At 47.5% G+C, this 13,704-nt stretch carries 9 protein-coding genes; 1 reads left to right on the top strand and 8 read right to left on the bottom strand.

The features are described 5' to 3' along the window. Positions 1–18: 18 nt before the first annotated feature. The 5 genes from AC1S5B_RS12400 to AC1S5B_RS12380 all read right to left on the bottom strand — a co-directional run bounded on the left by AC1S5B_RS12400 (position 19) and on the right by AC1S5B_RS12380 (position 7,906). The gene (locus tag AC1S5B_RS12400; RefSeq protein WP_482035979.1) at positions 19–2,148 is read right to left on the bottom strand and encodes a prolyl oligopeptidase family serine peptidase; all 2,130 of its coding nucleotides are present in this window, start codon (positions 2,146–2,148) and stop codon (positions 19–21) included. Positions 2,149–2,306: 158 nt separating this feature from the next. Beyond that, a complete protein-coding gene (locus AC1S5B_RS12395) occupies positions 2,307–3,512 on the bottom strand; it encodes a hypothetical protein (RefSeq protein ID WP_482035978.1) in 1,206 nt (401 codons plus the stop codon). Positions 3,513–3,713: 201 nt separating this feature from the next. Further along, positions 3,714–4,343, bottom strand: a complete 630-nt coding sequence (locus tag AC1S5B_RS12390; RefSeq protein WP_482035977.1) for a ribonuclease H-like domain-containing protein — start codon at positions 4,341–4,343, stop codon at positions 3,714–3,716. 84 nt (positions 4,344–4,427) lie between these two features. Then, the gene (locus AC1S5B_RS12385) at positions 4,428–5,411 is read right to left on the bottom strand and encodes an RNA polymerase sigma factor, RpoD/SigA family (protein WP_482035976.1); all 984 of its coding nucleotides are present in this window, start codon (positions 5,409–5,411) and stop codon (positions 4,428–4,430) included. Between the two features lie 725 nt (positions 5,412–6,136). Next, positions 6,137–7,906 (bottom strand): helicase HerA domain-containing protein, encoded by a 1,770-nt coding sequence (locus AC1S5B_RS12380; RefSeq protein WP_482035975.1) that lies wholly within the window; start codon positions 7,904–7,906, stop codon positions 6,137–6,139. Positions 7,907–8,244: 338 nt separating this feature from the next. Here AC1S5B_RS12380 and AC1S5B_RS12375 point away from each other — a divergent pair, with 338 nt between their 5' ends. Then, complete coding sequence (locus AC1S5B_RS12375; protein WP_482035974.1) at positions 8,245–9,924, top strand: iron uptake porin; 1,680 nt, start codon at positions 8,245–8,247, stop codon at positions 9,922–9,924. A gap of 52 nt (positions 9,925–9,976) precedes the next feature. Here AC1S5B_RS12375 and AC1S5B_RS12370 read toward each other — a convergent pair whose 3' ends face one another. The 3 genes from AC1S5B_RS12370 to AC1S5B_RS12360 form a co-directional block, all read right to left on the bottom strand. Then, a complete protein-coding gene (locus AC1S5B_RS12370; RefSeq protein WP_482035973.1) occupies positions 9,977–11,137 on the bottom strand; it encodes a putative N-acetylmannosamine-6-phosphate 2-epimerase in 1,161 nt (386 codons plus the stop codon). A 25-nt stretch (positions 11,138–11,162) separates the two neighbouring features. Continuing rightward, positions 11,163–11,966, bottom strand: a complete 804-nt coding sequence (locus AC1S5B_RS12365; RefSeq protein ID WP_482035972.1) for an ABC transporter ATP-binding protein — start codon at positions 11,964–11,966, stop codon at positions 11,163–11,165. Positions 11,967–12,206: 240 nt separating this feature from the next. After that, entirely contained in the window at positions 12,207–13,448 is a 1,242-nt protein-coding gene (locus AC1S5B_RS12360) for an FtsX-like permease family protein (protein ID WP_482035971.1), read from the bottom strand. Positions 13,449–13,704 lie beyond the last annotated feature (256 nt).

The raw sequence follows: 13,704 nt of genomic DNA, 5'->3' as shown, positions 1-13,704 counted from the left end.
AGCCGGACTCAAACCGGACTAAGGTAGCGGCAGATCGTCGATCGCCATATTCAAAATTTTCACTAAAAAAGCCCAGCGATCGCTGGCTTCTTCAATAATTTTAGTAGTAGGTTTTCCGGCTCCATGTCCGGCTTTGGTTTCAATCCGAATCAGCACGGGGGCAGTTCCTTTATGGGCAGCTTGTAGAGCAGCAGCAAACTTGAAACTGTGGGCAGGCACTACGCGATCGTCGTGGTCGGCAGTGGTAATGAGTGTTGCCGGATAGGCAGTACCCGGTTTGAGATTATGTAGCGGAGAGTAGGCATACAGAGCTTTGAATTCCTCCGGCTTTTTGGGATCATCGGGAGAGCCATATTCCGAAATCCACGCCCAGCCAATGGTGAATTTATGAAAACGCAGCATATCCATTACGCCCACTGCCGGGAGCGCTGCTCCAAATAGCTCCGGGCGCTGGGTCATGCAAGCACCCACAAGCAACCCGCCATTACTGCCCCCCGCGATCGCCAGTTTGGATGAACTCGTATACTGATTGGCAATCAACCATTCCGCCGCTGCAATAAAATCATCAAACACCGTTTGCTTTTTCAGCTTCATACCCGCTTGGTGCCACTCTTCGCCATATTCACCGCCGCCGCGCAAATTCGGCACTGCATACACGCCGCCCATTTCCATCCAGGTTAGCAAACTCACAGAAAAGCTTGGGGTAAGAGACACGCCAAAGCCACCATAACCATATAAATAAGTGGGATTGGTGCCATCCAGCTTTAGTCCTTTTTTGTGAACGATAAACATGGGCACTGAGGTGCCATCTTTGCTGGGATAGAACACTTGGCGGGTTTCGTAATCTTGTGGGTTAAAATCTACCGTGGGCTGGCGAAAAATCGTGCTTTTACCGGTGATCAGGTTGTAGCGATAGATGGTGGGTGGCGTGGTAAAGCTCGTAAAGCTATAAAAGGTTTCGGTGTCGTAACGTTTGCCGCCAAAACCACCAGCAGAGCCAATTCCAGGTAGTTCTACTTCTCGGACTCGCTGACCCTGCAAATCATAGAGCCGGATTTGGCTGCGGGCATCTTTTAGGTAGGATGCGACGAATTGATTGTTTAACAACCCCACGCCTTTAAGGGTTTCCGCCGATTCGGGAATGATTTCTTGCCAATGCTCTTTGGCGGATTTCTCCACGTCGATCGCAATTACCCGACCGCGAGGAGCCTCTAAATCGGTGCGAAACCAAAACGTGTTGCCGTCGTTATCGACCAACGAATATTCCGCTTCAAAGGTATTGATCAGTTCGACTACGGGCGCATTTGGGGCGGTCAGATCTTTATAAAACACCAAATTGCGCGGGTCAGTGCCTAGCCAGACGGAAATCAGCAAATAGCGCCCATCTTCAGTGACGCTGCCGCTAAAGCCCCATTCTTTATGATCCGGGCGATCGTAGATCAGCACATCATCCGACTGGGATGTGCCTAAACGGTGGTAGTACAGCTTTTGGAAGTAGTTAACATCTTCCAGTTGGGTTTTGCTGTTGGGTTCGTCATAGCGGGAATAGAAAAAGCCCGTGTGATCGTGGCTCCAAGATGCGCCGGAAAATTTGACCCAGTTGATTTCATCGGGCAAGTCTTTTCCGGTTTCCACATTGCGAACTTTCCAGGTTTGCCAGTCCGAACCAGAGGTAGATAAGCCATAGGCAAGCAAGCTCCCATTTTCGCTGACGGATAATCCCCCCAGCGCCACGGTGCCATCGGCAGAAAGGGTATTGGGATCGAGCAGTAGCCTTGGCTCATCGGTCAAAGCGTTGAGGGTATAAAGGACGCTTTGGTTCTGCAAGCCGTTGTTTTTAAAATAAAAATAGCGTTGGGTCGAGTCGTTTTGTTCCTGGCAGCCTTGTTTGAAGGGAATGCCGTATTTTTCGTAGTTCCATAGTTTTGTTAGGCGAGCTTTCAGGCGATCGCGTGCTGGAATCTCTGCCAAAAAGCCCATCGTCAGTTTATTTTGCGCCTCAATCCAAGCTCGGCTGTCAGGAGAATCGGGGTTTTCTAACCAGCGATAGGGATCAGCAACTTGAGTGCCATGGTAATCATCGACCTGATTCACTTGGGCACTGGTAGGGTATACAAACGGCTGTGCGATCGTCATAGCGTGTGTCATAGGAGAATATTTCCCACTATGCCAGATGAATACCAGCAGCATCGCGAGACTCATCAGAATAATTCGGTTTTTCATTCAGGGCAGGGATCAGGGTTCGGGTTTCAGGGTTCGGGTTTCAGGTGAAAAAAGTTAGAGGGTAAAAAGCGGGTCAGAGCATCCTAATTCATATCAATCAAAGCGGGATTGATATGAGCCACGATCGCACTAGCGGCAATAATAACCGTTAACATGCCCACGGTAATCCACAGTAGCGGCACCCCAGAATAAGGATAGATTTGCAGCTTGCCAGACGGTAGGAAGGTGACATCAAACTGGGCTAAGGGTGGAGCTATGCCATTTTCTGGGTGCAACACTTCGGGAATGACTAATTTAGGGAGGGGAGTTTGTTGCGCTTGGTCAATGGCAGCCTGATTAATGGGTTTGTAGGCTGCGATCGCGCCAGTTTCGGTGACGGCTACCCAATAGTGAAGGGACTCTTGATTTAAATGCTCACTCGTCCAAGCGTCGCTTAAATGTTGGTGCAGTCGTTTTCCTAGACGAGTTGCTTGGCTATAGTCTACGTCTGGTGCTGCTGTAAGTGAGGTCAAAAAATTATTATAGGTTCGCCGCTGCAATGTACATAGCGCGATCGCCTGCGTAATTCCTAAAATGCCTGCCCCTAAAACATTTGCATCTAATGGAAAATTGATGTTCAGCCACACTAATCCTGCACTAAAAGCAGTAAATAACGCTGAAACAATCACTGCGATCGAGGGAACCCCAATCCACCAGCGGCTTGAGTTAGTATATTGCCGGAGCAAAAGCCACTGTGCCAACCCCAACCAAAGTGAGCAAATAGCCGCTAACACTGTGCGAATCATTCCCGTGAGCATGACCATGGTTTGGGGAGGCACTTTTACAGCAAGGGCAGCCACTTCTGGCAGAGTCATCCCATAACCGAGCCAACCCCACCAAGCTTCTAAAGTGGTTGTGAGTAAGACATAGCCGGTTGTACCTGCCAAAATCCACAGCCAATCGGGCAGATATCGCCTTAGCACAAGCCACTGAGCAGCACTGACCACCATGCCAGAAACAAAACCAGTGATTAGCGCAGACAGTAAGCCTTTCCCTTCTAAATAGGTGACCAAGGTTGGATCTTGCACTGATCGCAGAATTAATCCAATCAGAAACCAGCCAACCCCGGTAGCGAGCACAAATAATCCTGTAAATTGAGTTCGCTCAAAAGGAGGAATAAGATGTTGAGATTGGGTTGGAGGGATAGAAGTCATAACGAGGGGAAGAAATGGCAGGCGATCGCACAAGGCTGGCAGTTGAATCGCAACAGCGGCACTGAAGACAAAATGTACACCATTTGAAACGCGCAATCACGACCGCGATCGCTTCTAAATAAGTCGTTATCAGCTTTGCAGCGATTTTAGAAATTTAGATTCTTCTTTACTAGATAGGCTCGATCAAGCAATTTAACTCAATCCTGAACGTAGCAAGAAAGCTGCCAAAACCGATTCAGCCTTTGACACCCGGCACAATCAGCCTCGTTTTCAAGCGCTGGTGATGCCTATTTATGCTTAATGTTCAAAAATATTTTGATATTGCAATAAGTCGAGAGACGCGATCGCGGGTAAGCACTGAAAGCAATCTTGCGCCAATTGCCAGCGTTCCTCGCGCTCTAGCATGGCGATTAGTTTTTCACGAGCGCTGATCAAATAACGGACATCATTTGCTGCGTAGCGGAGTTGCGCGTCTGATAGATTGACCGCATTGCCCCAATCCGAACTTTGGGCGCTTTTGTCTAGTTCTACTTTTTCTAGCTCCATCACCAAATCTTTCAGCCCATGCTTAGGTGAATAGGTACGGGCTAACTTACTAGCAATTTTGGTGCAAAAAATCGGCTGAACATAGATATCAAGATGGTGACGCAAAGTAGTGATGTCAAAGCGGGCAAAGTGAAAGATCTTTACTCCGTTTTCAGATTCTAGAAGGCGCTTCAAGTTAGGCGCTGAGGTTTGCCCGCGCTGAATTCGCACCACCGTCACCCGATCGCTCGGATCGCACAATTGCACCAAACACAGGCGATCGCGTTGAGGGTTTAACCCCATGGTTTCAGTATCCACCGCGATCGCCTGTGCCAGCAAATATTCAGTTAGTTGTTCATCATTAAGATCGAGATCGCAAATCTGAAAATCCTGTAGCGCCATAACAAAAAGGGAATAGGGGATAGGTTCTAGGGTACAGGTTTGTGTGTCTCCTCCCTCTTCCCCTCTTCCTAGCTTGCCCTCTTCCTAGCTTGCCAAGTACTCACGCACCCGCGCTTTACGACGACGCAGGTGATCCAACGCTTGTCGCTCTAGCTGACGGACTCTTTCACGACTAATGCCCATGCGTTCGCCGACTTTCGCCAACGATAATTCATGACCATCTTCTAGCCCAAACCGCAGGGCAATCACTTCTCGCTGTTGCGGGGTGAGGTCTGCCATTAAGGTTGCCAGATCTTGCCGTAAGGATTCTTGTGCCATGTAAGTTTCCGGCGAAGGACCGTCATCTTCTAGCAGGTCTTGCAGTTCGGTGTCTTGGTTGTCGCCCACCCGTAAATCTAGGGAAACGGGTTGCCGTGCCAAAGTCAAAAACTCACGGATTTGACTCGGCTCTAGCTCCAACGCTTCAGCCACTTCAGAAGCAGTCGCTGCCCGCCCTAGCTGTTGGGAAAGTTCCCGCTGAGTTTTTTTGATTTTGTTCAGCTTTTCGGTGATGTGAATTGGCAATCGAATGGTACGCGCTTGTTGAGCGATCGCACGGGTGATTGCTTGACGAATCCACCAGTAAGCATAAGTTGAAAACTTATAGCCCCGCATGGGATCAAATTTTTCGACACCACGCTCTAAGCCCATCGTGCCTTCTTGGATTAGATCCAAAAACTCTAGATTTCGCTTTTGGTACTTCTTGGCGATCGACACTACTAGCCGTAGATTCGCCTCAATCATCTTTTGCTTAGCCCGACGACCCCGATGCATCGCATCTTTGAGATCGTCTTCGCTCATAAGCGCATGATCCGCTAGCTCTTGATCCGTTGGCTCATGGTCTAACGACTTAGCAAGTATCTCTTTTTTGTCTTGCAGTGCCATCATTTGCTGCACTTGCTTACCAAAAATAATTTCTTGCTCGTGGGTTAACATAGGAACCCGACCGATTTCATGTAGATAAGTACGCACCATATCGGCGGTGAAAGTGGGCTTTGCAGCCTTAGATTTTGCAGTGGCAGTGGTCATTGGTGACAAACACTCCGTAAACAACAAACGGGAAAAACACTTAGAAGAATGAGAAGACCCTCTTAAGAGAAGATAAGTAACATCGTTAATACAAGCCTTTTCGGAAAAAGTGAAAAACTATTCTTCAAGAAACTTGTTTAGAATAAAAGTGCTAGATGAGCGACAGAGAAGAGATAAATAACAGAGCGGTGATAGGTGAATGAAGATAGTAAGAAACACTAATGCATTAAAGTAAAGAATCGAACTCGCTAAGTCGAAGTCATTATGAGTTCATATTGAGATCCTAACAAGAATTGTAGACGCGATGAAGGTGTTTTTGTTTCCTCCGGTAGGGTGATCTTGGTGTAGAAATAGGTAAGTCAAGAGAAGCTGATAACTAAGGTTCGGCTCTGTGATCTGCTATTAGAAAAACTACCGCCGGAATAAATCGTTTTCCTATCACTCTATAGTGAGTTAATTCCTTGAATCTAGATAGGCTGAATGAGCAGGGATAACCGAATTTGAGAGTGCGGTTTTATGGACTTGGGTAGAGGAAGCCGAACCGAAAGGGTTGCAGAAATGATGAAATTAGCTAGGTGGGAAAAATAAAGTAGCTGCTGTTAAGTGGAGTAGATAGGATGCAATCAGGAGCTTGAAGCAAGACTTTTGAACGAGACTATAGTTATATCTAAACCATTTAGCAGCCATATGAAGGCTATACGACTGTCGTGTGTCAGTTGGATTGGTTAAAAACCCAGATCTGCCCTAGCGGCTTCGGCTGCTTTGAACACCACCGCATCAGGAATTTCGTCCCAAGCAGTGTTACCCACTTCGGCGTAGAAGGCTTCATCATAAGCGCGAGTGCGGATGACAACGGGCATGGGGACGGCATGTCCTAGAATGAGCGCCTGCTGTTTAGAATCTAGTTTTGCTAGCACCGATCGCAACCCTTGTGCGCCAGAAACACCTGTAAAAATGGCATCAATATCCTTCTCATCATTCAGCAGCGCAGTAATGCGAGTGCCAATTTGGGACATGACTTCGTTGTCAATCCCTGACGGGCGCTGATCCACCACAAGCAAAGTGACAAAGTACTTCCGCATTTCACGGGCGATCGTGCCAAAAATGGTTTGTCCCACGGTTGCCGGATCGAGAAAGCGATGGGCTTCTTCAATGGTGATTACCATTTGTTGGGGGCGATCGCTGATGTTTTTGGTCTGCAAAAATCGCTCTGCCTTTTGCACATAGGCATGGTGTATCCGTCGGGCAATCACATTGGTTGCCAACATATAAGACAGCAGATTGGATTGAGAACCGAACTCAACTACCACATGTTTGCCAGCCTCCAAAGAATCCAAAATTTGCCCGACATAGTTGTGTGGACAGGTATTGCGAATATATTTCAATCCATCTAGCCTTTGCAGCTTACGTTGCAGTGCCATGATCGAAGACTTGCTGCCCATCTTCGTTTCGCAAAACTCTTGAATCTCTGGATTGCTCATCGTCAACAAGCGCGAAATCCAGGCTTTGCCAAATTCATTCCGTAGGATGATGGCATTTTCTAAACTAGCTTCCGACAGGTTCAATTCGCCGCGCACCAACATCAAATCTTCTACATCAATTTGGTCATAGCTGATGTAAAGCTCCTGGGCATCGCGCACCCCGCGCCGCTTAGTAGATTCTGGATCAAGCGTATAAATTTGCACCTGTCCAGGAAACAACTGCCGCAAGCCTTTCACTGTACTGAATTGTTTGCCTTCGCGGGTTGCCTCCCAGCCATATTCTGAGTGCATATCAAAAATCAAATTCACCGCTGCCTGTTTGCGAATGATGCCCGATAGCAGCAGCCGCGTCAAAAAAGATTTGCCCGTGCCTGACTTGCCGAATATGCCATTGCTGCGCTCAACAAAGCGATCGAGATCGAGACAAATGGGCACTTCCATGTCGATTGGCTGACCGATCGCAAAGTTTCGCCGATGGGGATCATCTTCCCAGCCAAACACCGCCCGAAAATCCCATTCACTCGCATCAAACACCTGGCTAAAGTGACTGGGAATGGTTTTGACGGGTAGCAGTTCGATTGGCGCGCTGGATTGAGCTTGATAAGAAGCGGTTTTTAGGGTTTGGGTTTTGTTCGCGTAGCGTTCCCGTGGGGAATATTTTGAATTGCTTTGTTGATTCCGCTCTTCTCCTTGCCCCCTGCCTTCTGATTCCTGGGACTCACTGATCATCAGCATTGGCGTGAGATTCACGGTGCCATAGGTGCCTGTACCCGCTAGTACTTCTTGCAAGAATGTGTTCTCAGGCTCCGGCGGGTTTGCCAGAATGCGCGGACTGCTGGTGCCAAGTGCCACGTCAGTCAACATACAGAAAAAGCGCGATCGCCGTCCTTGGACTACCAAAAACTTACCGACCCGCATATCTTCCACCAGCACGTTTGCGTGCAGACGAACTTCTAGTCCTTGACTCAAAGATCCTTGAATAACAGACCCTAGGGGTGGCAGTTCTAAGCTCATGCCATGATGCCCAAAAAACAACTGAACCGATTTTTAGCATTCTCGATCAGACTTGGATAATACACCAGATCTGCTCAAAATGGTAGATCTGTTCTATGCAAATTCAAAAAATGCTCTCTAAAAAATCTTGAAGTTGAGATTTACTTTCATTAAGGTTTGCTTTAAGCTAGACCTGAGTTTGTTCTAAAATTTAGTCTATTATGATAATCATTATCGTTTTAGATGGTATTTGTTTTGAAATGGCATTCTTAGATGCCTGCTTTGAAAAAACATTCCCTTTCGAGCGGGGATTCGGGCGGTAAGTAGAACTAAAAGTGTATTGAGTGTGAGGTAAGTAGATGTTGAAGTTAGTTAGAAATGCTCTCCTGCTAAGTCCCGTTTTGCTGGCAGCGATCGCGGTTTCATCGGTATCGGCGCAAGAAAACGCTGCTGCCTCTGCGACAGATAGCCTTAAAGTTGCTCAGTTTGAAGCTGAGGCAATCTCTCCAAATGGGATAGATCAGGTTACTTCCGTTTCTCAGCTAACCGATGTTCGACCAACCGATTGGGCGTTTCAAGCACTGCAATCTTTGGTAGAACGCTATGGCTGTATTGTGGGCTATCCCGACAAAACTTTTCGCGGTAACCGGGCTTTAACTCGGTTTGAATTTGCCGCGGGTTTAAATGCCTGCCTAGATAAAATTCAGGAATTGATTGCGGCGGCAACGGCAGATTTTGTCAAGAAAGAAGATCTGGAAGTTGTCAAAAAACTCCAGGAAGAATTTGCGGCGGAGTTGGCGGCGCTGCGAGGTCGGGTCGAAGGATTGGAAGTTCGCACCGCAACTTTGGAGAAGCAGCAGTTTTCTGCAACCACTAAGCTGAGTGGGGAAGTGGTTTTTGGTGTAGTGAGCGGCTTGGCTGGACAAGATGCAATTGGGCGCGATATTCCGAGAACCACAGTTGTGGGCGATCGCGTTCGGCTCAACTTCGATACTACTTTCACTGGCGAAGATCTGCTGAGAACCCGGTTGCAGGCAACAAACCTCAATGCTCTTTCAGGTGCCTCTACGTTCACGCCCGAAGGGGATCTACGGTTTGCGGGAGGAGCTTTTGCGAATGACAACAATAATTCAGTTTCCATTGATGCCTTGCTTTATCAATTTCCTGTGGGTGAGAAGCTAACGGTAACGTTGGAAGCGAATGCAGGGGCGATCGATGACTTCGTTGACACGATTAACCCTTTCCTAGATGGAGATGGCGGCACCGGAGCGCTCACTCATTTTGGCACACGTAACGCGATTTACTATCTGGTCAACGGCACTGGAGTCGGGTTGAAATATGAACTGAATGATTTTATTGAGATTAGTGCAGGCTATCTAGCTAACGATGCTAGTTCTCCATTGCAAGGTGCAGGCTTGTTTAACGGACCCTATGGCGCGATTGGTCAATTGACCATTAGACCATCCGAGAAGTTTACTGTGGGCTTAACTTACATTCATGCTTACAACAATGATTTCACTGCCAACGGTTCTACAGGCAGCAACCGCGCCAACTTGAGATCGGCTCTAGCCAGCAATCCGCTGTTATTAGAGGGTGCTTTTGAGGGGTTAGATATTCCTACTTCCAGCAACGCCTATGGAGCCTCAGCATCTTTCCAGTTGAGTCCTAAGTTCGTGATTAATGGCTCATTCGGCTATACCAATACCCGCACCCTCGCCACACGAGGCGTGCTACCACGGGGCGACCTCAGCATTTTCAACTGGGCAGTGGGCTTAGCATTCCCCGATTTAGGGAAAACGGGTAGCTTGGGCGGCATCATTGTAGGGGTGGAGCCGCGAGTCGATTCCGTTTCCCCTGGGCTGAGATCGGTGATTGGTCGAGATCCCAGCACCTCTATCCATGTAGAAGCGTTTTATCAATATCGCCTCAATGACAACATCGCAATTACTCCGGGTGTAGTATGGCTGACTGCTCCTGACCATAACTCAAGAAACCAAGATGTAGTGATTGGCACTGTCCGAACAACCTTCACTTTCTAAGTCTGGCATCTGAGACCTCCGAGTTTTCCAAAGACTCGGAGATCTCAGCACATTAGAACCTTTTCTGTAAGGTGTAACGAATGTAACTGGGTGGATAGTCTTCTGATATCCCAGCCACTTGATAGCCCAATTTTTCATAAAAGCCTTTTGCTTGAAAGCTCTGGGTGCTAACCCGTGAAAAGGTACAGCCGCGTTTTTGAGCTTCCTGTTCTGCCAGTCGCATCAAGCGATCGCCGTATCCTTGCAGCCTTAACGGTTCATCAACCCAAAGCAAATCAATCTCCAGCCAGTTCCAGTTGGAAGTAAATCCAATCAATCCGCCCATAATTGTCTGGCGATCATCCATTAGGAATAGATGGAGTGCCTTAGTTTGTCGTTTAGTAGCAAAAAACGACTGGGCGGAAGGAATACTTTGGTTGTACTCTCGTAGCCGCGTGTCAATCAGATTGCAATAGCTAGGAATAGCCACATCAAAAAAACGGATTTGGTGTGCTTGAAAAGTTTCTACACAGCTACCGAGATTAGGCGGATTATCCAAGGCTGTCGCATAAGCTTTCACCTGAAGATCGATCCCTGTAATGGCAGTGCCCACTACCACGGCATAGGCTCCTAGGTCTAATGCTTGTTTTGCCATTTGGGTAGAGGCAATCCCCCCTTCGCAAATAATCGGTACTTCCAGTTTTTTAACCAGTTCAGCTAGTAGATCGAAGCCAGGGGGGGTGAGATGTTGGGTGGCTGCGGTGTAGCCATATAAAGTAGTGCCTACTAGATCGGCTCCGGCATCAACCGCCGCGATCGCTGCCTCTAGGGTATCCACATCTGCCATCACTAGCTTGCCCAACTCAGTGTGGATTCGAGCAATTAGTGTTGCGACTATTTCTTGATTGGGGCGAGATCGCAAGGTTGCATCAATCGCAATAATATCGGCTCCTGCCTGAGCGATCGCGGCGGCATGATCAAACTGAGGCGTAATATAAACCTCAAAGCCTGGAATTTGCTGCTTCCATAAGCCAATGATCGGGAAAGAATTTTTTTGCCGGACTGCTTCCACATGAGCAGGCGTATCTAACCGAATCGCGATCGCTCCTTGGTTCACTGCTGCTTCTGCCATTGCCACAATCACCAACGGCTGATGCATGGGAGACTCAGACGGCGCTTGGCAAGAAACAATCAAGCCGCCTTGAAGCGTTTGAATAATGGAATTGCCTTGCATGCACTTCGTATCTTGGACTGCGCTCTTAGCCTACCAGCTTACCGTCTTCCAAATAGGTCACCCGATCTGCCACATCAATCAGGCGCGAATCGTGGGTAACGATTAATACAGTGCGTCCATTCTCTTTTGCCAATTTCCGCAGCAGTTCAATCACCGCATGACCACTGTGAGAATCTAGAGACGCAGTAGGTTCATCTGCCATGATCAACTTGGGGTTATCTGCCAACGCCCGAGCGATCGCCACTCGTTGCTTTTGTCCACCCGACAAATCGCGCGGAAGATGATTCATGCGATCATTCAGCCCCACTTCCATTAACAGATCTGTTGCCTGCTTACGTGCTTCAGATTTGCGAATACCCTTCATTCGGAGCGCCACTTCCACATTTTCGGATGCAGTCAAGGCTGGAAACAAATTGAATCCTTGAAAGATAAAGCCAATATTTTTCAAGCGGAAGCGAGATAGCTCATTCTTGGACATGCGCGTAATTTCTTGTCCTAACAGGCAGACTGTTCCTGCTGTTGGAGTCAAGATTCCAGCCAGAATTGAGAGCAGGGTCGTTTTGCCAGATCCAGACGGTCCCATGAGCAGTTGAATTTCACCACGGGGAATTTCTAAATCAATACCCTGGAGAATCGGCGTAGAGTCCGCTCCAGAACGGAATTCCATTTTCACACCCTTTGCCACCACTGCCCATTTATCTGACTTCTCCCAAACGCCTGGGGCATTGTCCCAGTTACCTGGAGTATAAAGAGTGCGCTCTTGAACAGTAGATGCAGAGTACTCTGAATGCTGAATAAGTTTGTTAATGTGGATTCGGGAAGCAGTCATTGATTAAATCTCTGGGTGCGTGTAGATGATAGACAGAGGCATGGACACAAGCAAGAGGCGGCTGATTTTAACAATTCATGAGAGCAGGCTGCACTTTAACTTCAGCTGAGAATACGCATTATCCGCATGATTTGGATTGATTTTACAGATTATGCTGAAAATAGGCGTTTATTAACTAGTGTAACGAGAATACCAGATGACTTACTCATTCGGATAAGAGAGCGATCGCGGATCAAACAGTCAAGCTTTAAAGACAATTGCAGGATCAACATGGGTTACCTTTTGAATCGCGATTAGGGCAGAGCCGACACACATAAATACGGTCAGTCCAAAAACAGCGATCGCGGTAGTCGGTGTAATCAAAATTACAATTCCTTTTGCGGCAACCGTCCAAGCACCTAACCCCCAACAAAGCGCCATGCTGGGAATATATCCCAGGATTGCCATCCACAGCGCTTGCTCTGTAATCACGCCGTAGATTACCCAATCAGACGCACCCATCGCCTTTAGAGTTCCAAACTCTTTGAGATGATCTGAAACCGATGAATACAAAATCTGACTTACTACTACAATTCCCACAATTACCCCCACGGCTGCACCCAATCCTAAAATGAACCCAATTCCAGTCCGTTCTCGCCAGAAGGTTCGCGTAATCAGTGCCATTTCCTCTTGGGTATAAGCACGAGTGTTAGGTAGCTTTGCCTCCAAGCGCTGTTTAAGCACTCGGAGGTCTTGCCCCGGTTTTGCTTGAACGAGTACATAGGTAATCTGGTCTGCTAAATTTAGACGGCGCGGTTGAGGCTGCGGTTCACCTAATGGTATATCAGTTGTTGAGAGGGGATTTTTGCACTCTACGTCACCCGAATTAATCGTGCAGTTCAAAGATGAGCCTAATCCTGAAGTAAAGGCGTTTGCCGATTCTAAAGATGCATAGAGAGAGGTGCTAGATGCCATCGATTGGGTATACTCGCTCAACCCAACCAGCTTGGCTTTTAGCGGCACGATCTTACCCACTTCGCCTACTTGCTTAAGATTTAGGGCATTCAGGTTGCTGCGGTCTGTAATAAATGTGTATGGCTCTTTTAGAGAAGTGGATGTTCCCTTAGACATTGACCAATTCCCAAATAGCCGACCGGTTGGATTAAACCCCCAGACCCGAATGGGGACAATTTTTCCGTTTGTATCCAACCAAAGAGAGTTGCGAGAAATAATCGCTTCTGCGTGGGCTACTCCCTCCACTTCCCGCGCTTGAGTCAATCGCTGTAGTGGCATGGGTAAGGTGATCTCTAACTGAAGCATTTCCTTGGAAGTGACCCATAAGTCAGCATTTGATTGTTCGATCAACCGAGTCGTTGAACGGCTAAAGCCGTCTAAAATTCCTACTTGGATTGTTACCAAACTGACAGCGAACATGATTCCCGCTTGGGCAACAATAAAGCGAGGAATATCTTCAAATAAGTTCTTACGGGCAATAGAAGCCATAACTTAGTAGATGTTATCTTTCAACCTGAGTCAGTTTTGCTGAAATTGAAAACTCATTCTCTCTGATAACAGAAGATTTTCCAATCATTAGCTAAAAATAGAATTCCCCTTTGGTTGTGCTTGATCCGTACGTTTTTCTAGAAAGTTTGGTTTATCTACTGGGTTTTAACCGATAAAACACTTAGTACGATCGCTCAATGGTTTAGACCCGAAAGCTATGGTTTAGCGAGAGTTTATTATTTCAAGCTATCCATTT

This window comes from Leptolyngbya sp. CALU 1928 (assembly GCF_056784215.1).
This window is presented reverse-complemented; position numbering and strand designations above follow the sequence as displayed.